Below are 23,671 nucleotides of genomic sequence, written 5' to 3' on the forward strand. Positions count from 1 at the left end.
GGTAAAGTAGCAAGAAACCGGCTAGCAACGGTCACCCGGGCGGTGAGAACCTGAAAAAGCCCCCCGAAACCGGGCGTGCGCTAGTGGGTGAAGCGCAGGGCCAGCACCACGTTGCGGCCGGGCGCACTGATGCCCGACGCGAACTGCCGGTAGCTCTGGTTTAGCAGGTTCTCGACGGCGGCCTGCGCCGTCCAGCGCGGCGTAAGACGGTACTCGGCCCGAACGTTGCCGGTATACCAGCCCAGCGCGCCCGCCGGCGTGGCCTGCTCGAGGTTGTCCTCACCCGAGGGACTAAACTCACTGGGGCGCTTGCGGCCATTAAATAACACAGATGCCTCCGCCGTGAGGGCGCGGCGGCGGTAGCCGATGCCCGCGCGCCCGTACAACGGCGGAATATGGTCGAGCGGGACGCGCCGCGTCCGGTCGCGGCCCTGGGTATAGGTTAGACTACCTTGTGCCGACCACCCTCCGCCTACCTCGGCCTGCGCGCGGGCACTCAGGCCGTAAATTCGTGCCCGGCCCGTATTAGTGCTGGCGACGGTGGCGTAAGTCGCGCCATTAAATTCCACGGTAGTAGCTCCGCTAGGGGTGGTATAGGGTTGCACCGTGAGGGCATCGCGTAGCTGGGTGTAGAAACTCGTCAGGGCGACGTGCAGTTTGTTCTCTATCCTTTGCGACAATTCCAGCTCGGCCGTCCGCACGCGCTCCGGCCGCAGGTCGGGATTGGGGAGCAGCAGGGTGCCATTGTTCTGCTCGAAGGTCTTGCCCGCATCGTCCACGTTGGGATTGCGAAAAGCGGTGCCCAGCAGCCCGGAGGCGCGAAACCCACCCGGCAGCTGTGCCACCAGCCCCAGGCTGCCATCCAGCGAGGCCGAGGATTGCCGGATCTGGCGGACGTCCGTCTGGAAGAAGCGCGGGTCAAACTCGCCGCGCAGGCACACCGTGCTCACGCGCAGCCCCGTGGAAAGGCTGAAAACGGGCGACAGGGACCAGCGGTGGGTGGCATAGAGGCCCGTGGTAGCGTAGGTGGCGCCGTTGGGGTAGCGCGTGACAATCGCCTGCCGTTGCCCGGTGCGCACGTTCCGGGCGGTGCCCGTACTGTGCACCCGGTTGTGGGTTCCCTCCGCGCCGTAGCGCAGCTCGTGGCGACCCAGCGTTTTCTGCAGGTCCAGGTTAGCCGACCAGACCCGCACCTGCTCCCGATTCTCCTGCCGCCGCTCCTGGCCAAAGTCGCGTACCAGGCGGCTTTCGGCCAGGAGTTGCAGGGCCGGGGTGAAGTGCAGCGCATCAAAAAAGCGCGTCGGGTGGTGGTACTGATATTGATAGCTGGCCAGCAGCCGGCGCTGCGGGCCGTAGTTCCACTCGGCATAGCGCGGCAAGCCGTTGGTTTGCACCACGAGGAGGCGGTCGTAGCGCGGCACAGCGGTGGTGGTGGAGTACTGTAGATTTAGCAGATGCTGCTGCTGGGGAGTAGGGCGGAACAGCAGCTTCTGCAGCACGTCGAGTTGCCCGTACCCTGAGTCGCGCTGCCGGTTAGGATCCGGGTTCACCAGGACGCTGTCGCGCTGGCCCAGGCGCCGCACGTAGAATCGTTTCTCCCCGAAGCCCGGGAAGGAGGCATAATCGCGGCGGCCCTTGCGCAAATCGTCGAAATCGGTGGCGGTAACGCTGGTCAGCCACGCCACGCGCCGCCACCCCAGGCTCAGGTCCGCGTGCAGGGTTTTCTCCCGCGCGGCCGTGGCGTAGCGCAGCAGGCCGGCGGCGCCCACCCGCGGGGCGCGGGCACTGCTGTCCGCGAGCTGGGGCTGCTTGGTATACAGGCTGATAACCCCACCCAGGGCATCGGAGCCGTAGGGCACGGCGCCCGCGCCGCTGAGTATTTCCACCCGCTCGAGCACGTTCGCGTCGATGCCCAGCACGTTTTGCAGGTGCCCCCCCCGAAAAATCGCATTATTCAGCCGCACCCCGTCAACGACCAGCAGCACCTTATTGGCTTCGAAGCCGCGCAACACGGGGCTGCCCCCGCCTAATTGCGACTTCTGCACGTATACCCACCCGCTCTGCTGCAGGGCGTCGGCCGTCGTGGGCGGGTTCAACTGCCGAATCGTGGGCGCCGACAAGACGTCTACCTGCTGGGGCACCGTCACCCGGGATTCCGCTCCCCGCCGGGCCGATATGATCACGTCCTGCAAGCGGATAGCGCGAGCAGAGTCGGGTACGGCTTGCTGGGCGCTGGCCGTCAGGCAGGCCGTTACCAATAGGCCCGTCAACGGCCTGCGTAGATTGAACACGACGCTAGTAGGGAGAGGTGGCGTTTAGACGGGTAAGGTAAATAAAAAGGCTAAATAGGCTAGACGCCCAATGCGCTGGCGCTCGTATTCCGGCGGGGAAGGGGGCGTTCAGCCTCGACCCAGCGAGGGCCAGGCAAACAGGCACCTTTGTCAACCGCTGCTTCCCCGGTAGGTCGAGGTCGAAAGGGCCAGGCTCAGAAAAGCCCCCCGGCTGGCGCTCCTGCTGCTCACCCCGGGCCGCCTCGTGGCGCGCGCTCAGACCTCACTGAGCGGGGGTGGAGTGGGAAGGCTTCGGCGGAACCTTGCTAGGCAGCAGAACAAGAAATTGCCGCTCGAACGTCACCTTGCCTGATCATCGTACCCAGCCGCGCCAGTTTCAGTGCTGGCACTGATGTAAACCCTGCGTTCCGAGCTTAGCTTGAAGCCCTACTAACCGGGCAAAGGCCACCCTACTCATCGGCTCCTGGGCTCGCGTACCCACTCGGCCGCGGCGCGCCAGTTTAGCTACCGGCTGCTTCCGGCAACGGGCCCGCCGGAAGTGGGCTGCCCGCCTACGGTCCCCCGCCCTGCTTCCTTGCAGGCGTATTTATTTCCCCAAGAGAATGATCTCGCATGCGCTCTCCATCGTGGTTAATGAGTTAAACAAGCACCTGGCGGCTTACGGCCTGGTTACGCCGCCTAACGAAGCGAAGCTGGGAAATCTGGCGGAAGGCTTGGGGGGCCAAAACGGGGGCGTGCCGCGCGACCGGCTGATCCTGTCGGTGGTCAATATTACGGAGGAAGCCACGCTGAAAAACCTCCCCCACTACGTGCGCAACGACGTCAAGCTCACGGCCACGTACGAGAACCCGCCCGTGTTTCTCAACTTCCAGATTCTGGTGGCGGCCACGCACAGCGACTACATCAATGCCTTGCTGATTCTCTCGCGCGGAATCCGGTTTTTTCAGGCCCAGCATGTTTTCACGCCGGAAAGCGTCGCGCCCGAGTCGATCAGCCAGAATGCTCCTACCAATGCGCTGGATCACCTGGACCGCTTCAAGCTCATTTTCGATTTGTACTCGCCTTCCCTGGAGGAAGTGAACCACCTCTGGGGCACGCTGGGGGGCAAACAGTACCCGTTTGTGCTGTACCGCCTGCGCATGCTCGATCTCAAGTTCAAGGCGGCCCGCAGCGAGAGCGGCCTGATTACGGACATCGCCACTGACTTTTACCATCACCAGCCAACCGAACCATAACATGGCGGAGCGCATCGTCAGTGGCTACCAGCGCCTGTTTGAGGTGAGGCTACTCCACCATTATTGGCTGGATGAGGGCCCAACCGTGTTCGACGCGTTGCCGGAAGCCGAGCGGCTCGCGCGCCTGCTCACGTATGACGTACGCTCTTTTCTTTCCTTGGAGCCGACGCCCGCCACCGCCCAAACCTTGCAGGGACTGGGCGCCGTATTTAAAAGCACGGCGCTGGGGGGCCTTGTGGCTACCCGGAAAGGCACCGTCATTCCCCACGATACCGTGCTGAAGTTTACCGTTCGGATCCAAAGTAGCCAGTTTTTCGACTACACGGCCCTGACGCTGCCTGCCCGCAAGATCTATGATTTCTACGATGAGCCGACCAAGCGGGTGGTTCGCTACAAGGAAAACGTGCCCGTTTTCTCCAACCTAACCGGCGTAGCCCGCGGCGCGGGGGCCAGCCGAGCCCTGTTTCTCTCCCAGGAAATCCCGGCCCTCACGCCTACCGACCGGGTAGAATCGCTCGTCTTGTCGGGGGCGGCGCTCGAGCAGCTTACCAGTGACCAGCCCGGCGCGGCCACCCAGCAGATAAGCGCCCAGGCCACCGACAGGCCGGTGTACGTGCACCAGGGCGACGTGCCGGCTATTGTGCCCCCGCCCGGCCTGACGGGGGTGCCCGCCCGCGGCATCCAGCTGACCGAAGGCATTCCCGACGACGTGTTTGCCCTCGTCCGGATAAGGGCGGTCAGGCCGGGCAGTGCCGAGTATAGCTGCACCAGCGGCGGACTGGCCAAATCCGCGTATCCGGTGTTTCAGGTGCGCTTCCGCAACCGCGCCACTTTCCGGCACTACTTCAACCAGTACAGCGGCGCTCCGGTCTCGGCCGAGCCCACCGCCTTACCCCTCACGCGGCGCGGCAACGCGGGCACCAAGCGCAAGCCCCTGACCGGCCTCAGCAAAGCCTCCTTCGACAGCGCCGTACCCGGCCGAACTACGGGTCTCATCTCGGAGATATTTGAATAAGTAATTGTCTTACAAAACCTTACTCAGCCTTATGCCATGCCAGCTCTCTACAAAACGCCGGGAGTTTACATAGAAGAGATTCCCAAGTTCCCCCCCTCCATTGCCCCCGTAGAAACCGCTATTCCCGCCTTCATTGGCTACACCCAAAAGGCGGAGGATCTGGTGGCCGACGACTTGGTACTCAAGCCAGTTCGCATCGCTTCCATGGTAGGCTACGAAAAGTATTTTGGCGGCCCGCAGCCCGAGGAAAAGATTAAGGTAGCGGTGGCGGAAACGCAGGTCGACAGCCAAACCCAGGAGATAAAAGCGGTGGGGAAAGTTGCGGAAGCGGACCGCTCCAAACACATCCTGTACTATGCGATGCAGCTGTTTTTTGCCAACGGCGGCGGCCCCTGCTACATCGTTTCGGCGGGCACTTATAAAGCGTTGGGAGGGGCTTTGGTAGAAGACGACCTCCATAAGGGCCTGGATGCCTTAGTCAACGTGGACGAACCCACGCTGCTGGTCATTCCGGAAGCGCAACAGCTCAGCATCGGGGACTTCAAATTGTTGCAGGATGCCGCCCTGGCGCAGTGCGAGCTGTTGAAGGACCGCTTCGTGATTATGGATGTGCACGGCGACGGGGAATCGCTGTCGGACCCGACGGCTGATCTGCTGGCGGCGGTTGGCAACTTTCGCAACCAAGGCATTGGCACCAAGAACCTGAAATACGGGGCGGCCTACGGTCCCAACCTGGATACCGTCCTCGATTTGGCCATTAATGAGACTAAGATCGACGTGGACCACAGTATCAACGGGGGCGCCGCGACTACGGCTAAGCTCGACACGTTGAAGGTTGGCAGCAACCGCCTGTATGAGCTGGCCAAAGCGGCTATCCGCGACATGATCTGCAAAATGCCCCCCAGCGCGGCCGTGGCGGGCATTTACGCCGCCGTCGATACCAGCCGGGGCGTGTGGAAGGCGCCGGCCAACCTGAGCGTGAGCGCCGTGATTCAGCCATCTATCCAGTTTTCAACCCTCGAGCAGGACCAGATGAACGTGGATGTGGCGGGGGGCAAATCCGTGAACGCCATTCGCGCTTTTACCGGCAAAGGCACGCTGGTGTGGGGCGCCCGCACCCTGGCGGGCAACGACAACGAGTGGCGCTACGTGAACGTGCGGCGCTTTTTCATTTTCGTGGAAGAATCGGTCAAGAAAGCCATCGAATCGTTCGTCTTCGAGCCCAACGACGCCAATACCTGGGTGCGCGTGCAGGCCATGATTGAAAACTTCCTGACCACGCTCTGGCGGCAGGGCGCCCTGCAAGGCATCAAGCCCGAACACGCGTTTTACGTGGCCGTAGGCCTGGGCAAAACCATGACCGCGCTCGATATTCTGGAAGGCCGTCTGAACGTGGAAGTGGGCATGGCGGTAGTGCGCCCCGCCGAGTTCATCATCCTCAAGTTCTCGCACAAGTTAGCCGAGTCCTGATCTGAATGTGTGGTACCGAAGCCTCTTCACTTTTTTTTCACAAAGCCCTATGGCACAAGAATATCCATTGCCCCGATTTCACTTTCAGGTGGACTGGGGAGGCGCTAAGATGAGCTTCACCGAAGTTACCGGCCTCTCCATGCAGGTGCAGGTCATTGAGTACCGGCACAGCGACAGCCGGGACTTCAGCACCCTCAAAATGCCGGGCCTGAGCAAGAACGAGAACGTGACCATGAAGCGCGGCAAGTTTGAGGGCGACTTCGATTTCAACCAGTGGCTCAGTGACATCACCAACGAGCGCGTAAACGGACGCCGCGACGTGGTCATTCGCCTGCTCAATGAGAAACACGAGCCCGTGGCGGCCTGGTCGGCGACGCGCTGCTTTCCCGTGAAAGTCACGGCCCCCGACCTGAAATCGGATGCCAACGAAGTGGCCGTGGAAAGCATCGAAATCGCGCACGAAGGCCTGAAGCTGATGAACATCTAACGCTCCGCAACCGTGGCCGGCTACTATCCGCCCTGGGGATTCTATTACCGCGTAGAATTCGGCATCAGCAAGAACAAGCACGACACGGGCTTTCAGTCGGTGTCGGGGCTGGCAGTGGAGTACGAGATGGAGGAATATCGCGAAGGCGGCGAAAACCGCTTTACCCACAAGCTGCCAGTGCGCACCAAGTACTCCGAGCTGGTGCTTAAGCGGGGCATGCTCACCGACTCGGACGTCATCCGGTGGTGCCTGGCCGCTTTCCGGGACCGTGACTTTCAACCTACGGACTTGAACATCATTCTCCTGAATGAAAAAAGTGAGACCCTGCGCGCCTGGATTATCGCCCAGGCCATTCCGAAAAAATGGCTGGTATCGGACCTCAATTCCACGGACAATGCCATCGTGGTTGAAACGCTCGAACTCATGTACCGCTACTTCACGGTGCGGTAACGAAGAAGTCCGGCTCTTTCGTTACCGCCCCCCTTGTCCCTCCTTCCCATGCCAATTGAAATCAAGGAACTGCACATTCGCTTCACGGTGAACACAGTGGAAAACGGCCACCACGCGGCGCCGCTGCCGGGGCTGGTGCCCGCGCGCAACGGCAGCACGGAGGCCGAGAAGCAAGCCATGGTGGCCGAGTGCGTGGAGCAGGTGTTGCAAATTCTGCAAGCGAAAAAAGAACGCTAATGGCAACCGGCGGCAAACTGGAAAAGCTGCTCATTCTGGGCTTTAAAGACTCGAAGGAAGCAGAGCGAGGTGGCATCCGGGAGGCCATCGGCAACGACGCGTACTTCGAAGCCCTCATCAACCCGGAAAGCTACACGCTGGACTACAAGCTCAAGTTCTCGGAGTTTGACCAAGGCCAGGGCACCAGTGGCAAGCAACTCAAGTACGAGTACACCGAGCCGGAGGAAATCACCTTTGAGTTTTTGTTCGACAACACCGGCATCATCGACGGCAAGCCCCGCGCGGATATTGCCGATGATTTGAAGCGGCTCAAGCAGGTACTGATCGAGTACAAAGGCGACGCCCACGAACCGCGGCACTTCAAGCTGGTGTGGGGCCGCCACTCCATTTTTAAGGGCCGCGTAACCGAGCTGAGCGTCACCTATAAGCTGTTCAATCCGGACGGCAGCCCGATTCGGGCGGTGGCGCGCGTGAAGTTTAAAAGCAGCATCGAAGAGCAGATTCGGGCGGCGAAAGAAGACAAGAAGTCCCCGGACCTGACCCACGTGCAGCAGGTGAAAGGGGGCGATACGCTACCCCTGCTCTGCTACCGCATTTACGGCGACGCCCGCTATTACCTGCACGTGGCCGCGGCCAACGGCCTCAGCAACTTCCGCCGCCTCGAGCCGGGCCAGTCCCTGGTATTTCCGCCCCTCGATAAAACGGCGGCTCCCGGCTGAGTCAAGCAGCTTTTGCACAAGGTTATGACTGATTTCATTCTCTACCGCTAGAAAAATGCCCCCCAGCGCCGCCACTATTCCTACGCCCGCCACGCCTGATGTCTGCACGGCTACTATTCTGGTGGACGGCACCGAGATTCCCGGCACCATTCACGTGCAGTCGATTGCGGTGATGCGGGAAGTAAACCGGATACCGTCCGCCACGCTGCATATCCAGGACGGCGAGGCGTCGCGCGGCACGTTCGCGGTGGGCAACACCGACTATTTCATTCCCGGCAAAAAGCTTGAAATCAAGCTGGGCTACCGCTCGCAGGAGGCCTCGGTGTTTACGGGCATCGTCATCAAGCACAGCGTCAAGATTCGCCAGAACGGCAGCTTCCTGATGGTGGAATGCCGCGATGAGGCCGTAAAAATGACGAGCGGACTGCAAAGCCACTACTACGCCGACCAAAAGGACAGCGACATCCTGGACGACATCATTGGCCGCTACCAGCTCGGCCGGGACATCGCAGCCACGCAGCCCACCTTGCGGGAAGTAGTCCAGTACGAGGCCACCGACTGGGACTTCGTGCTGTGTCGGGCCGAAGCGAATGGGCTGCTGGTGATGGTGGAGAATGGCAAGATCCGCATTGCCAAGCCCGACCTGCAGCAGGAGCCCGCCGTGACGGCCACCTTTGGCGCCACCATCCTGGAGCTCGACGCCGAGATGGACGCCCGGTTGCAGAGCCCCGGCATCAAGGCCACCAGCTGGAACGCGAGCGAGCAGCAAGTAACCCAAGCGGAAGCCACCGAGCCGACCACTACCACCAGCAACGGCAACCTCTCGCCCCAGGTGCTGTCCCAGGTACTCGGGGGCGCGGCGCACGTGCTGCGGCACGGGGGCAAGCTCTCCGCGCCCGAGCTCCAGGCCTGGGCCGATGGCAGCTTGCTGCGCGCACGCCTGGGCAAAGTGCGGGGCCGCGCTCAGTTTCAGGGCTTTGCCGGCGTGCTGCCGGGCAAGCTCATCGACGTGCAGGGCATCGGGGAGCGCCTGCAGGGCAAGATGCTCATTGTGGGGGTGCGACACCAGGTAGCCCGGGGCAACTGGCAAACCGACGTGCAGTTTGGCCTTAGTCCGGAGCCTTTTGCCGCTACCTACAACCTGCGCCCCTTGCCGGCCGCAGGCCTGCTGCCGGCCGTGAGCGGCCTGCATACGGGCGTCGTGACCAGACTAACCGGCGACCCCGACGGCGAAGACCGCATCAAGGTGCGGCTGCCGCTGATCAGTGAGCAGCAGGAAGGCACCTGGGCCCGCCTGGCCACCCTGGACGCGGGCCCGCAGCGCGGCACCTATTTCCGCCCCGAAATCGGGGATGAGGTGATTGTGGGCTTTCTGCACGACGACCCCCGCTTCCCCGTGGTGCTGGGCATGTGCCACAGCAGCAGTAAACCGGCCCCGGTCCCGCCCGCCGACCCAAACCATGAAAAGGGATACGTGTCGCGGGCAAAGCTAAAAATGACCTTCGACGACCAGAAAAAAGAGCTGGTGTTCGCCACGCCCGGGGGCAATAGCATCCGGCTTTCGGAAGCCGATAAAACGATAGAAATCAAAGACCAAAACGGCAATAAACTCATCCTCAACGAGGCCGGCATCACCATCGAAAGCAGCAAGGATATCATCCTGAAAGCCCGCAAAGACCTGAAAGCCGAAGGGCTAAATCTGAACCTCAAGGCCCAGGCGGCTTTCACGGCCCAGGGCACCAGCAGTGCCGAGCTTTCCTCGGCCAGCACCGCCGTGAAAGGCAGTGCCACCACCACCGTTCAGGGCGGCCTGGTCCGTATCAACTGAAGACCACACCCGCAAACCCATGCTACCCAAAATCATCTAAAAAAATGCTCCCTGCGGCCCGCGTTTCTGATTTGATTACCAGCCCCGCGACCAGCGGGGCACCTACCCCTATCCTCCCGCCAGGGGCGGCCACGGTGCTGATCGGCGGGTTGCCCGCGGCTCGCCTGGGCGACACGTGCGGGGCCGATGCCATCGTGAAAGGGTCGCTCACGGTGCTGATCGGGGGGCGGCCCGCGGCCCGTTTCGGCGACGTAACCGCGTCGGGCGGGGCCATCATTGGGCCGGGCATGCCCACGGTGCTCATTGGCGGCTGAATAAGTCGCTTCTGAGAAGCAGTATCCGCAGTTAAAGCAGCTTATCCAGTCAAAATACCTCATGCCATGAATCTCGTTTTCCTTGGTCGCGGCTGGTCCTTTCCCCCCACCTTCACTCCCCAGGAGCGGGGGGTAAAAATGCTGGAACAGGAAGCTGATATTGCTTCCAGCCTGGAGATTTTGCTGTCGACCACGCTGGGGGAGCGGGTGATGCTGCCGGAGTTTGGCTGCAACCTGGAGGAGCTGGTGTTTGAAAGCCTCGATACGACCACCAAAACCCTGATGACCGACAAGATTGAGTCGGCCATTCTGTACTACGAGCCGCGCATAAAGCTGGAAGAAGTACGCCTGGACAGCAGCCGCGAACTGGAAGGCGTGGTGTTCATCGAGGTTATCTACCGGGTGCGCACCACCAACTCCCGCTTCAACTTCGTCTTCCCCTTCTACAAAAAAGAAGGCACCGATATCAACCTGACTACCAGCCTGAACCAACTACCCGAACGATAACCACCCGCTACGGACATGGCCTGCACGCCGAACACGGACCCGCTCAAACTCAGCCGCGAAGGCACGAGTCAGGCGCAGCGCGCGAGCAGTGCGCTGGCGCCCGCCTCCGCCCCAGTCGACGAGCGCACGCCCGCGCACAGCATGGTGTTCGCCCAGGCTTATGCCCGCTATCTGAAGTACTACAACGAGAAGAATGTAGCCGTCGGCAATTGGCAGCAGTTCTTTGCTCAGGATGTATCACTGCAGCTGGCCACGGCAGCGGTGCAGGACGTGGAGCAGTACAAAGCCCAGGTTAGCGCCTTCTTTACATTTCTGAATACGCTGGATAACCAGGCTGATGAGCCGGGCCTGAAAAACCACCTGGGATATCTGTTCAGCAGTGCGGCCACGCTGGCCCGGCAGCTGGACATGATGGCGGCCACGCTCCCGCCCGAAATAGGGCTGAAAAGCGTGCTGCAAAACCTTATTTCAGCCCAGCTGGCCCCTAGCTTCGGACGCCTGATTGCCTACTACAAGGCGGGCATCTCGCTCGGAGTCCTCACGGATGCCGTGCCCACGCCGCCGATCAACATGTTGGGCAGCCCCATGAGCACCTTCGCCTCGGTTGTTTCCGCGGGGCTGACAACGCAGTGGATACCCAACGGCGCGCCCGATTGGGCCACGTACGAGGCGGGAATTGCGGCTGATGCTACGGGCTACGGCAGCGGTGGCAGCGTCTTTACCCAGGTCAATCACCTGGCCACGCATACGCTGTTTACCACCGTTTTTGAACAGTTCCTGAAAGTGTATGCGCGCGTAGTAGCCGAGGCGAAACTAGCACTGGAGCGCACGTTCACCGACTGGGATGATCACGCGCCGCACTACACTCTTTTTCTCGCGTTTTTGCGCCTGCGCGAATACGCTCGTCACGATGCCAACACCCTTACCCAGCGCCACCTCGACTTTTACTACCGTGATATTCTGCGGCTGCGAGAAAAGCCACCCAAGCCCGCCCACGCGCATATTTTGTTGGAACTGGCCAAGAATGTGGAGTCCCACTTGCTGTTGGGGGGCGAATTATTCAAAGCCGGCAAAGACGGCCAAGGCAAAGAGGTGTTCTTTGCCAATGACCGTGACTTTGTAGCCAACCAGGCTGCCGTAACGGCGCTAAAAACCGTCTACCGCCACGGCGCGGAAGCCGTGGGCACCGCGGCCAATGCGGCCAAGCAAACAGGGCGATTGTACGCCGCGCCGGTGGCTAATTCCGACGACGGTTTGGGGGCTGCCTTAACGTCCCCGGACGCGTCGTGGCACCCATTTTACCACAAGCAGTACGTAGATGGCAATCTGGTGCACATACCCATGCCAACGGCGGAAATAGGCTTTGCACTTGCTTCGCATTATCTGTGGCTGGCCGAGGGCACGCGCACCATTACCGTCGATTTCACGGTGACCGGCAGCTACGCGGATTTGGCCGGCCAGGTTAAGTGTTTGCTTACCACCGAGAAGGGCTGGCTGGAAAAAACGGCCACCAAATTTACCAGCGAGTCGGGCGTGTTGCGATTAGTCATACAATTGACTGGCGCAGACCCGGCCGTAACGGCTTATTCCGCCGCGGTGCACGGCTACACGTTCGCCACGCCGCTCCCCCTGTTGCTGCTTAAGCTGCGGCAGCAGGAGTCGGAGCAGTATCTCTACCCGTTGTTGCAGGACACCGTCGTGCAAAGTGTCGCCCTTAAGGTGAAAGTCACGGGGCTTAAAACGCTGGCCGTTTCCAACGACTTCGGGCCGGTAGACACGTCCAAGCCCTTTCAACCTTTCGGGCCCGCCCCCGTCGCGGGCAGCGCGCTGGTTATCGGCTCGAAAGAGGCCTTTCAAAAAACGCTAACGGCGGCCTCCGTGGAGGCCGCGTGGCTGACGCCGCCCGACGCGTACGGCAGCGCCGCGCCTACCGTCACAATCGACTTTCTGCAGGCCGGCCAGTGGCAAGCCTCGGGCAGTGCAGCCGTAGCGGTAACCGCAACCTCTTTTCCCTTCGCGCAACAGCTGAACGCCCCCGTGGTAGACGCTCCGGATGTGGCGGGCGAGGAGATTTATAATACAGCCGCCCGCCACGGCTTTGCCCGCCTTAAGCTGAGCGCTGATTTTGGCCAATCCCAGTACCAAACCGATCTGATCAAATACCTGCGCAAGGAAACAGACGCCGGCGCCCCAGGAAGCCCGCCGGCAGGCCCCTCGATGAGCGCGCTGGTGCTAAACTATGAAGCCACGCAAACCATCGCGCTACACTCGGCGGCCGATAAAGCCGCGCTGGCCGAACGCCCCGCGCACTTCTTTCAAGTGGGCCCGTTTGGGCAGGCCGAACAGCACCCGCTGCTCCAGCCCGCCAAGCCCGTGTATCTGCTGCCCCAGTTCGACTTTCAGCGCGACAACGCCAAGCATGAAAGTGAAGCCGAATTTTACCTCGGCCTTAGCGGCTTGCAGCCCCCGCAGCAGGTAGCGCTGCTGTTCCAGGTAGCGGATGGCACGGCGGCTCCGCTCACCCAAAAGCCTGATCCGCATATTCACTGGAGCTATCTGCGCCAGAATGAGTGGGTTGAGTTTGCCCCAAATGACGTGGAGGATCAAACCGGGGAGCTGCTCAACTCCGGCATCATCACGTTTGCTATGCCCCGGGAGGCGACGGCCACCAACACCTTGCTGCCCGCGGGCGCGCACTGGATTCGGGCCGCCGTGGCCAGCAAGAGCGAGGCCACGTGCCGGCTGATCCGGGTGGCCGCGCAGGCCGTGCGCGCCACGTTCACCGACCGGGCCAACGACCCCGCTTTGCTGGCGCAGGTGCTGCCAGCGGGCACCATCACCAAGCTCGACCAGCCCGTAGCCGCCATCAAGACCCTTGCGCAGCCCTTCGCCACGTTCGGCGGGCGCGGGCAGGAAGCTCCCGACGCATTCTACACCCGCGTCAGTGAGCGCCTGCGCCACAAAGACCGCGCGCTGACGCTCTGGGATTATGAGCACCTGGTGCTGGAGGCTTTCCCGCACATTTACAAGGTTAAGTGCATCAACCATTTGCACTACGAGCCCAATGACAGTGGAACGGGCATTTACCGGGAGCTGGCCCCCGGCCACGTGACGGTAGTGACCATTCCCGACCTGCAGCGGCAGAACCTGCGCGACCCGCTGCGGCCCTACACCAGCCTGGGCGTGCTAGAGGAAATTGCGGCCTTCCTGCGCCAGCGCGTGTCCTGTTTTGTCCAGCTGCACGTCCGCAATCCGCTGTTTGAGGAAGTGTCCGTCAGCTTGAAGGTGCGCCTGTACGAGGGCTATGATGAGGCTTTTTACGTCAAGCAGCTCCAGGAAGCCATTACCCGCTTCTTGTCGCCGTGGGCCTTTCCGGGCAGGGAGAGCAGTATTTCCTTTGGCGGCAAAATCTACAAATCCGTGCTGCTCAACTTCGTGGAAGAGCAGCCTTACGTGGACTACGTCACCGATTTTCAGCTTTTCCATAGCGCAACGGGTACCGCCGACCGGCCGGAAGTGGAAGGTTCTACGGCGGTTTCCATCCTGGTTTCGGTGCCCGCGGCCCAGCATCTGATCCAGATCATTGACCCCGTGGCGGAGAATGCCCCCCGCGAACATTGCCCTTGCCCAGCATGAGCCCAAAGCCCACGTCCATCCCGCAGCACCCCGTGCTGAAACCCGCTGAGGACTTTTTCCGCCTCCGCCGGGAAGGAATTGGCTTTATTGAGCAGATGGGCAGCCGCCAATGGACGGACTACAACGTGCACGACCCGGGCATCACCATGCTCGAAGCGCTCTGCTACGCCCTGACCGACTTGGCGTATCGCCTGGGCTGGGACATCCAGGATCTGCTGGCCCCCGCTTCCCCTTCTCCTGATCCGAAGCAGCCGTTCCCAGATCAGTCCTTCTTCACGGCCCGCGACATCCTGACCATCAACCCTTGCACTCCCGACGACTTCCGCCGCCTGCTCATCGATCTGGAGCCGGTACGCAATGCCTGGCTCTGGTGTAAAGAATGCGCCTGCGACGTGCCCTACTACGCGTGGTGCGAAGACGACAAGCTGCAACTCAGTTTTCACCAGCCCCTCAACCAGCGGCTTACCCCCCAAACCGTGGCGGTGCGCGGGTTGTACGAAGTGCTGCTGGAGCTGGAAGAGGACCCAGAATTGGGTGATTTGAATGATCGCAAAATCGACTACACCTACGCCGTATTCGATTCCGAGGGGCAGCGCCACCCTGTTACGGTGGAAGTGCGCTTCCCGCAGTGGAAGCTGGAAAAACGAAAAGAGTGGGATCTTTTTCTAGCCAGCCACGACGCGTTTTCCGAGCAGAATGGCGCTTCCTTCCACCTGACGTTAACCAAGTTCAACCGCAATAAAACCGACAATACGCCCCTGACCGATGCGCAGCTGCGCACGCAGTGGCGCAACGTGTTCTACACTAGCTGGGAGCTGGAGCTGCAACCCGGTGGCGAGAAAATCAGGATTGAAAATGCGGCCCTACGCTTTTTTGGGGATACCACCGCCAAAAACCAAACCGCAGTCAGTGATGTAGCGGCGCTGTTGACCGACAAAAAGGCGACGGGGTTTGTGCAGCGCTACCGCCACAAGCTGCTGAAAGTAGCGCAGGCGGTCAGCGCGGCCAAGGCCGTGCTCCACGCCCACCGCAACCTAAACGAGGATTACTGCCGCGTGCAGGGCGTGGAGATAGAAGATGTGGCCGTGTGCGCCGACGTGGAAGTAGCCCCCAACGCCGATATCGAGCGGGTGCAGGCCCAGATCTGGTTGGCCCTTACGCAGTATTTCAACCCGCCGGTGCCATTCCACCGGCTGCCGGAGCTGCTGGAGGAAGGTATTCCGGTGGAAGAAATTTTCAATGGCCCGGCCCTAAATAATGGCTTTATCAGGGCCGAAGATCTGGAAAAAGCCCAGCTCAAATCCGTGCTGCGCACCTCCGATATCATCAATCGGCTGATGGATATTGAGGGCGTGCGGGCCGTGAACAACCTACTGCTTACCAAGTACGACGCGGAAGGCAACCCGGCAAGAGGCGCCGCCGACCCGACCTGGGTGAATGGGCAGCCGGTGTTTGACCCCACGAAAATCAGTGCTTCGTGGCTGCTGTATATAAGCGCCCTGCACCAGCCCCGGCTGTATTTTAACTTGTCGCGGTTTCTGTTTTACAAAAGTGGGCTGCCTTTTCTGCCGCGCCTGGATGAGGCCCGCGATACCCTGACCCAGCTGCGCGGGGAAGCCGACCGGCCCAAGCTCAAAAATGCCCTCCAGGATCTACCGGTGCCGGCGGGCACCTTCCGCCACCCCGAGGACTACTTCCCCATTCAGCATACCTTTCCGCTGACGTATGGCATTGGCCCCGCTGGCCTGCCCTCCCACGTGGGGCCGCCGCGGCGGGCGCAGGCCAAACAGCTGAAAGCCTACCTGCTCGTGTTTGAGCAGCTGCTGGGCAATGCGCTGGCCCAGGTGGCCCACACAGCCGACTTGTTTTCGCTGAACCCCGCCGTGCAGCGCACCTATTTTGTGCGCCAGTTCACCGATTCGGTGCTGGCTGGCTATTCCGAGCTCATCGACGGGCTCGATCAGGCGGCGCTGGAGGACATGACGGAAACGCGGGCGGAGTTTCTGGCCCGCCGCAACCGATTTCTGGATCATCTGCTGGCCCGGTTTGGCGAGCAATTCAGCGAATACACCCTCCTGCTCACCAGCCTGCAAGGCCAGGAAGTAGGCCGGGCGCGCCTGATTGACGATAAACTAGCTTTCCTGAAAGCCTATCCGCTTATCAGTCACGATCGGGGCAAAGCGTTTTCGTACCGGCAAGCGCCCTGCGCCCCGGATAACATTGCGGGCCTCCAACGCCGCATCAATCTGCTTCTAGGCTACCCCGATCTAGCGTTTTCGGGCACGCTGACGGGGGCCGCCCCGGGGCCATTTACGCTCACTGATTTTCACCTGCAAGATCCGCATAACCAGCTGTGGCTGACCGGCACAATCAACCATAGCGGCCCCACCGCAGAAGGCGCGACCCAGGGGGCATTTCGGGAAATTTTGAAGCAGATGATTCAGCCCAATGCCTATGACATAATTGCTGAAGCCGAGCAGTTCCGGCTTACGCTGCAGGATAAAAACGGCAATCCGCTGGGGCAGCACCCGGACTTGTTGCCAACCAAAGCGGCAGCCCAAGCGCTGCGGGACGAATTGCTGACGTGGAGCAGCCACGCGCGGGCTCTGGTGGTGGAGCACGTGCTGCTGCGGCCCAAGTTTCCCGGCGATGCGCTCTACCCAGCCTGCTCCGACGGCGCTTGCACTACCTGCGGCGAGGAAGACCCCTACTCCTTTCGGCTTACCTTGGTGCTGCCGGGCTGGACCGCTCCCTTCAGTACCAATCTGGAGCTGCGCCAGTTTGCCAACCGCACCATTCAGCAGGAAACCCCCGCTCATTTGCTGGGAAAAACCTGCTGGGTCGGCAATGATGGGTTTATAGAAGACCCATGCGACGCGGTGGTCAATGAATTAACCAACTTATTAATTAACAAAGGCTTGACCGCGGAGGGCGCTCGGCCGTCGGAGGCGGAGGCCTGTGCTTGCGCGCTGGCGCTGTACGCAGCTTTCAGCGACGTATTCCGGCGCTGGTACGCCGACAAAACCCTGACCTACTGGCAGCGCGACGCGCTGGCGGCCCAGTTAAAAGCCGAGTTCTCGGCCAATCTTTCCCCTGCTGACTTTACCTGCACCACCGTTTTAACGGATGCTTTGTGGGGTGAAGTTCAGGCGGTTCTGGGGGGCTATTTTGAGCAAACGGCGCTCACCGGTTGGCAGTTTGAGCGGTTTGAGGACGCCTGGTGCGCGTGGCTGACGGCGAATGCTGCTTTCGACTGGACGGAGGAACGCCTACAGGAGCGCGTCGAGGCCATCTTGCGGGCGGGAGTAGCTTCTTATCCCACGTCGGCGCCCTCGCCCGGGGAGGCGCTGTGCGCTTGTGCGGCCACTATCGTCGCGCAGTACGGGGGGGCTTTTTCGGACTGGATGGAAGCCAACATAACGGCGGGCCGAGCTTTCAGTGACTTCTCCGCCTTCACTCCCGAACCGGTAACGCTCTGCTCCGGCTTCACCTTCCATGCGGCCAGCGACACGGCGGCCGCGCTCGAAGCGCTGCTGCAGGAGCGCTACGGGGCGTACCGGGAGGTGTCGTACCGCCTGCGGGTGGTGGTGAACCTGCTCAGCCAGCTGCGCAACACCTACCCCAGCGCCACCCTCCACGACTGCGACGACGGCAGCGACCAAAACCCGGTGCGGCTGGGCAGCACCGCCCTCGGCAACTCCCCATAGTGCCAGCCCTGCAGGCCGACGCCTCCGGAGAGGATAGCCACCCGCGGCGGCCCTAAGCTCCACTGACAACGCCGCACTTGGGAATAGTAGTTAGCCCCAAAATGCCCCCCAGCGCCCCGCACACCACCCGAGCGAATCTCTTTTAAATGGTTAACAACCGCCCTTCGCCATGCGACCGACACAAGCAACTTACCCGGTCTTCGAGGCCAATCAGGTGCTCACCAATGCGCATCTAAATCAGGTCTTTACCTATTTAGACGAGCAGGAGCGGCTGACGCGCGCCAACCTCATTGGCATTGGCATCGTCTGCGGGCTGGAAATTCAACTCACGTCGACGGCGGGCGCGGCCGCTATTCACCTTACCAAAGGTTGCGGCATAACCTCGGAGGGCTACCTGATGGTGGAGCCCGACGAGGTACACCTGGTGGCCTACCGCGCGGAGTATACCCTACCCACGGAGCTGGAATACCGACCCTTTATTGATCCGGCTGCCAAGGCGCAATACCCGTTGTGGGAGCTGTTTCCGGCCGGTGAGCCCAACACTACGTTGCTGGGCACGCCCGCTGATTTTCTGGCCGACAAAGCCGTATTGCTGTTTTTAGAGCTCAAGAAAGAAGGGCTGCGCAACTGTAGCCCCAATAACTGCGACGACCGGGGCGCCGAGGTAAAGGCCACGGTGCGGCGCTTGCTGATTCGGGTAGCGGACCTGACCAACATCATTGCGGCGGCCAATAAGCTCGGCACGGGCCTTACCCCCACCGACGTACACAGTGTCCTGCAAGCCCGCCTCGCGCTGCCCGACCTGCGCCTGCCCCGCTACGACGTCCCCAATACGGGCCTAGCGACGACCCAGCAGGTGCTGGGGGGCTTTTTGGAAGTGTTCCGGCGCGAGAAGCTGGCGCAAACCCTGGGCGCGGCTTTAACGGCGGCGTACACCGCGTTTCGGCCCTTAGTTGAAGACCAGTATTCATCTAATCCGTTTGCTGGTTTCGGCGCGGCGTTCGGCTTTCTGGATACGACCCCGGCCACGACCGGCCAGGTGCGTTTTTTGCCGTATTACTACGATTTTTTCGACGACCTGCTGGCGGCCTACGAGGAGTTCCGCTGGAAGGGCGCCGAGCTGCTCTGCGCGTGCTGCCCGCCGTCGGAGCTGTTTCCGCGCCACCTGATGCTGGGCGCTGTGCAGCCGGCCTCGGTGCCGAATGCGGCCTTGTACCGCCAATCATTCTTGTCCTCCGCGGCCCTCAGCGGCTGCGAGCAGCAGAGCCAGGAAGTAAGCGGGTTATTTCAGCGCCTGGTGGAAATGGTGGCCCAGTTCACCATCAATCCGCCCCTGCCCAAAGCGGCAACAAATTCACGCGGGGATGGGCACATTCGCCTGACGCCCAGCCAGCTGGGGGCGGGGCCTATTTCCGACAAAGCCATTCCCTATTATTACCAGCAAACGGGGACGCCGCCCCTCTACCAGGTGTGGAACTCCCAAAAGACCCGGCGCGGCCGGGCCAACCAGAACCTGAGCTACCGCGCCGAGGAGTACACGCCCGCGCCCCCGGCGTTTGTGTTGCAGCCCCTGCGCTACGACCTGGAGCCGCACAATTTTCTGCGCATTGAGGGGCACTTGGGCAAGAACTATCAGTCGGTCCTGACTACTCTGCTGGGGCTGAAAACCCGCCACCGCCTGCCCATTGACATCATTGCCCTGCGCACGGGCGCGTTCGACGCCACCATGCCCGTAGACATCCGTGACGCCGACTGCCGGTTTCACGACCTGGAAACGCTCTACGGCACGCTAAGAGCGGAGCTGACCTGCTTTCTCTGCAAGCAAACGCAGTATTTCTATGACCTGCCCTTCGAGCGACGCACCAAAATAACGGCGCCCGCCAAACCCAAGCTGCCCTTGCTGGCGCAGTGCGCACCCGACTTTTTGGTGCAGCCTCAAACCCTGGGGCGGTTTTTCGAAGACTGGTATAGCAATCTGCCCGCGGGCGCCCTGCCGGAGCTGGACCCCAGCGTGATTATTAATTTTCTAAACACGCAGAATGTCGCGCAGTCGAACGCCATAATTTTCTATATCCTGGTTTACATTACCAAGTTCTACGAGCAGCTCACGCCCGACCTCCGGCAGCTAGATCTCGGGCGCCTGGAAAAACGACATCAGGACCTGGCCAGCGTTACCGAAGCCATCGAGCGGGAGCGCGAAGAGGCGACGGCTAACTTGGAGGGCAACGTGGCGCTCCTGCGCTGGGAAGAGCTCGACGATCGGCTGGAAGACATCCTCTATAACTGCCGCCTGGAGGCCTTTCGCGCCTTGCTGGCTGAATACCAACGGCGCCTGACCGAGCTTAAGCAGAAGCAGTTCCTCAGTTACTTTCTGCGGCAACACCCCGGTATTCAGCACAAAGCCGGCGTGCCCTTGGGCGGCACCTTCATCGTGGTGTACCACGACGACCCGGACCAGCGGCGGCCTGGCCTGGGGCTGCGGCGGTTTAATCTGACCAACCTGCCGGCCACAGCTTTCACCAGAGCGGTTACCAGCCTTTCTGAATCGGGCAGCCTCAATACGCAGGCGGTAGCGGAAGCGCTGGGGCGCATCAGCGCCAACAAGGAGTTGGTAGTGGATGAGGACGTGCGCTTTATCATCGGCACGCTCACCGGGATGGCGCCCACCCGGAGCGCCGTAGCCCCGCCCGCGCCCCAGGATGAAGCCGAAAAAGTGATTGCCGCGGCCGTAAATGAGTTGGCGGACGGGACCGTTATTGCCGACTTTTTCCTGCCTTACCTCTGCTGCTCCGATTGCGCGCCGGTGCAGTTTGTGCTGCCCAAAGCCCCGCCCACTTTTACGGTCCAAGTTGCTTGCACGAATCCGAACGACGAGGCGGAGGTGCAAGTGACGCCCGAGGGCGGTTTGCCGCCCTACAGCATCCAGCTGGACGCCCAGGAGTACCGGCCGCTCAGCGGGGCCATTCTGGTAAGTGGCGGCTCGCACACGCTGACCCTGCGCGATGCGGAAGCGGTGGAGTCGGCGCCGCAGACGCTCGTAATTGCCCCCCAGCTGCGCCTGCTGGAGCCGGTTTTTGACTGCGTGGGCGACCACAACGAATACGTGGTCGGCTTGCAGATCAGCGGAGGAACCCCACCGTACTCGGCCAATCGGGGAACGGTTGATGGCCCCGCCTACCTCAGCGACGCCTTGCCCGGCGACACGGAAACCGAGATTATCATTACCGACAGCCGCCACTGCACAGCTTCCCAGCGCGTGCAGCACTCCTGCCGCCAGCCGCTGGCCTTCACCACCCAGGCTGGCTGCACGACGGCCAATAATGGCGCGGCCGTGGCAATAACCCCCACCGGCGGCACCGCGCCCTACCAGGTCCAAGTGAACGACGGCGAGTTCGCGCCCCTCACTGGGCCCGTTACGCTGCCGGTCGGGGCGCACAGCTTGGTGCTGCGCGACGCGGACGACACGACGACGGCAGCGCAGCGCGTAGAAATTGCCCCCCAGCTGCTGCTCCAGGAAACCGACTTCACCTGCGAGGGCTCAGCTGCTTACCGTTCCTTTATTCGCATTGCGGGCGGCACGCCACCCTACTTATTAAACGGGGCGCCCGTCACGGGAGATAGCCTTGTAACGGAGCCTATTGCCAGTGGCACTTCCGCCGTCATTGAGGTGGAAGACCAGCAGGGATGCAAGGCTTCGGTGGAGGTTAAGCACAGCTGTGAGCAGCCCTGCGATTTGCCCTGCGGCGGGCAGTCGCGGCGGGGCGCTTACCGGTTGTGGCTGCAACCGCCGGTGGAGGGCGCGCCCTACGAAGCGTACCGGCAGGATGCGGAAGTGAAGTTGCGCTTCAACGACCAGGACTTCCCGCTGGAAGGGGCCGCCACCTTAATTCAGATCCCCAATGGTCAACTCAATGGCAACTTCCGCAACGCCATTGGCGGGGCCATCAAGAAGCTGAATGAGCGTATCCAGCAAGCGCTGGTAGCTGAGTTTGGGCCCCAGCTGGGCGCCAACCGCCTGGTGCTGAGCTACGAACCAGCCGCCACCGACCCCTTCGGCATTGTCTGGATCGAGCACTTGGTGTGTGAGCGGTTTAGCCTGGAGCTGCCCTTTTCCGTCGCCAAGCCCACGCCCACCTTCAGCCTACTGATGCGCTACACCAACGAGCCCGATGCCACGGGCGCGCCCTTCAACGGAGCCATTCTACTTAACCGCCGGCTCAACAACAAAGAAACCCGGGTGCCCACTTTCGACATTCAGGAGCGCAATCAATGCACCGGCAGCGAGTATCAAAAGCTCTGCGCAGGCCCGAATCCGAAATCCGTTATCAGCATCGACCGGCAAGCCAACAACAACGGGTTTGTGTTCACGGGCAACGTCGAAAATGTCCCCCAGGAGTCGATTACGGCCTGGGTCTGGGAGGCCTTTATCGCCCAGCCCACGGAGCCTTTTTACCAGGGCCAGAAAGTGGAAGCGCAGTTGCAAAAACCCGGCGGCGCGGCGCGGCTCACGGCCATCACGGATCAGGGCTGCTATGGTCAAATCGAACAGCCTATACCCTAGTCATGCACCTCATTCGGCAGCAATACGTGCACGTAGAAATGAACGGCACGGAGGCGGAAGGGCTGGCGGTGCAGCGGCAGCTTGCCGCGCTGTGCCAGCACTGGTTGCCGGCCGTGCTGGAGCGCACCTTGGAGCGGTGCGCGCCCGCGCAGGCCCACCTGTATGTTGAGTACTTGGACGTACAGTTGGGCGCGCTGGACTTGCAGCGGCTCGAGCAGGCCTTGCCGGGGGCATTGGAGCAGGCGCTGGCAACGGCACTCCGGGAAAAAGCCGCCACGGCCGCTACCACCGGGAATGCGGAAGCCCAGCTAAAAACCACGGCCCAGGCTACCTGGGGGGCTTTTTTGCACTTCTTAGAGACTGGTCAGCTGCCCTGGTTTTTTCGGCTGGCCCCGGGGGAAACGCTGGAACAAGCCGTGCAGAAAGCCGTGCTAACGGCCGCAGTATCGGCCGCTTACAAGGCAGAAATTGAGCGGCTGCTAACATCGAAAAACGCTCAACAGCGCTTCAGCGAGCAGTTCTCACCAAGTTTCCAGGCCCAATTGCTGAGGCTAGTAGCGCCAGTCAACCTCCCGCTTAACGAACCTAAGCAGCCGGCCGATTTGGAAGAGCCTTTTGGCACCCCGTCTACGCAGCCTGACCAAGCTGAACCGGCGGCCGAGGCTATCTACGTGGACGATGCGGGGCTGGTCTTGCTGCATCCCTTCCTGCCCCGATTTTTCGAGAAGCTGGGCGTGGTGGAGAACGAGCGCCTGGTACAGCCAGCGCGCGCATTGGCCTTGCTGCATTATCTGGCGACGGGCGCCGTGACAGCGCCCGAGTATGAGCTGGGGCTGCCCAAAATTCTCTGCGGACTGGCGCTCGAAACGCCGATTGGTGGGGCAGTGGAGCTGAGTGCAACGGACCAAGCCGAAAGCATGGCCCTGCTGGAAGCCGTGGTCCAGCACTGGCAAGCCCTCAAACACACCTCCCCTGCCGGGTTGCGCGCCACCTTTATGCAGCGCCCCGGCAAGCTTTCCCGCCACCCCCCCGATGATTGGCGGCTGCAGGTGGAGCAGCGAGGTCCCGATATTCTGCTTGCATCGCTGCCCTGGAATAGGGCCGTGTTACAGCTACCCTGGATGCCCGGCTTGCTCTGGGTGGAGTGGACGTAAACAATTTATAATGCGACAATAATCACGTGCTGCCTTTCGACTTATAGTTGTTTAATAAAG

15 protein-coding genes are annotated in these 23,671 nt (G+C 61.5%); 14 read left to right on the forward strand and 1 reads right to left on the reverse strand.

From position 1 onward, the window contains the following. Window positions 1-80: 80 nt before the first annotated feature. Entirely contained in the window at window positions 81-2,291 is a 2,211-nt protein-coding gene (locus H8B13_RS18225; RefSeq protein WP_187312263.1) for a TonB-dependent receptor plug domain-containing protein, read from the reverse strand. A gap of 602 nt (window positions 2,292-2,893) precedes the next feature. Between H8B13_RS18225 and H8B13_RS18230 the strand changes: the two genes are divergently transcribed. From H8B13_RS18230 to H8B13_RS18295, 14 genes are all read left to right on the forward strand, one after another. Beyond that, on the forward strand, window positions 2,894-3,526 hold the full coding sequence (locus H8B13_RS18230; protein WP_187312264.1) for a DUF4255 domain-containing protein: 633 nt from the start codon (window positions 2,894-2,896) through the stop codon (window positions 3,524-3,526). A gap of 1 nt (window position 3,527) precedes the next feature. Beyond that, window positions 3,528-4,541 carry a hypothetical protein gene (locus tag H8B13_RS18235; protein ID WP_187312265.1) on the forward strand — a complete coding sequence of 338 codons (1,014 nt, stop codon included), beginning with the start codon at window positions 3,528-3,530 and terminating at the stop codon, window positions 4,539-4,541. A gap of 36 nt (window positions 4,542-4,577) precedes the next feature. Further along, entirely contained in the window at window positions 4,578-6,011 is a 1,434-nt protein-coding gene (locus H8B13_RS18240; RefSeq protein WP_187312266.1) for a phage tail sheath family protein, read from the forward strand. Between the two features lie 49 nt (window positions 6,012-6,060). After that, entirely contained in the window at window positions 6,061-6,498 is a 438-nt protein-coding gene (locus H8B13_RS18245; RefSeq protein WP_187312267.1) for a phage tail protein, read from the forward strand. A 12-nt stretch (window positions 6,499-6,510) separates the two neighbouring features. Continuing rightward, window positions 6,511-6,948, forward strand: coding sequence for a phage tail protein (locus tag H8B13_RS18250; RefSeq protein WP_187312268.1), 438 nt, complete (start codon window positions 6,511-6,513; stop codon window positions 6,946-6,948). Between the two features lie 48 nt (window positions 6,949-6,996). Continuing rightward, complete coding sequence (locus tag H8B13_RS18255) at window positions 6,997-7,185, forward strand: DUF5908 family protein (protein WP_187312269.1); 189 nt, start codon at window positions 6,997-6,999, stop codon at window positions 7,183-7,185. Next, window positions 7,185-7,904 (forward strand): CIS tube protein, encoded by a 720-nt coding sequence (locus H8B13_RS18260; protein ID WP_187312270.1) that lies wholly within the window; start codon window positions 7,185-7,187, stop codon window positions 7,902-7,904. Before H8B13_RS18255 ends, H8B13_RS18260 begins: the two co-directional genes overlap by 1 nt. 55 nt (window positions 7,905-7,959) lie before the next feature. Beyond that, window positions 7,960-9,732 (forward strand): type VI secretion system tip protein VgrG, encoded by a 1,773-nt coding sequence (gene vgrG / locus H8B13_RS18265; RefSeq protein ID WP_187312271.1) that lies wholly within the window; start codon window positions 7,960-7,962, stop codon window positions 9,730-9,732. A gap of 44 nt (window positions 9,733-9,776) precedes the next feature. Further along, the gene (locus tag H8B13_RS18270; RefSeq protein WP_187312272.1) at window positions 9,777-10,046 is read left to right on the forward strand and encodes a PAAR domain-containing protein; all 270 of its coding nucleotides are present in this window, start codon (window positions 9,777-9,779) and stop codon (window positions 10,044-10,046) included. Between the two features lie 66 nt (window positions 10,047-10,112). Continuing rightward, a complete protein-coding gene (locus H8B13_RS18275; RefSeq protein ID WP_187312273.1) occupies window positions 10,113-10,553 on the forward strand; it encodes a GPW/gp25 family protein in 441 nt (146 codons plus the stop codon). A 15-nt stretch (window positions 10,554-10,568) separates the two neighbouring features. Continuing rightward, a complete protein-coding gene (locus H8B13_RS18280) occupies window positions 10,569-14,189 on the forward strand; it encodes a baseplate J/gp47 family protein (RefSeq protein WP_187312274.1) in 3,621 nt (1,206 codons plus the stop codon). Beyond that, on the forward strand, window positions 14,186-17,896 hold the full coding sequence (locus H8B13_RS18285) for a hypothetical protein (RefSeq protein WP_187312275.1): 3,711 nt from the start codon (window positions 14,186-14,188) through the stop codon (window positions 17,894-17,896). The genes H8B13_RS18280 and H8B13_RS18285 overlap by 4 nt, the downstream gene beginning before the upstream one ends. A gap of 169 nt (window positions 17,897-18,065) precedes the next feature. Continuing rightward, window positions 18,066-22,457: a SprB repeat-containing protein gene (locus H8B13_RS18290; protein ID WP_187312276.1), complete on the forward strand. Its 4,392-nt coding sequence runs from the start codon at window positions 18,066-18,068 to the stop codon at window positions 22,455-22,457. Between the two features lie 2 nt (window positions 22,458-22,459). After that, entirely contained in the window at window positions 22,460-23,611 is a 1,152-nt protein-coding gene (locus H8B13_RS18295; protein WP_187312277.1) for a contractile injection system tape measure protein, read from the forward strand. The last annotated feature ends 60 nt before the right edge of the window (window positions 23,612-23,671 follow it).

It is taken from the genome of Hymenobacter sp. BT188 (genome assembly GCF_014333585.1).
In the GTDB taxonomy this organism is placed as follows: domain Bacteria; phylum Bacteroidota; class Bacteroidia; order Cytophagales; family Hymenobacteraceae; genus Hymenobacter.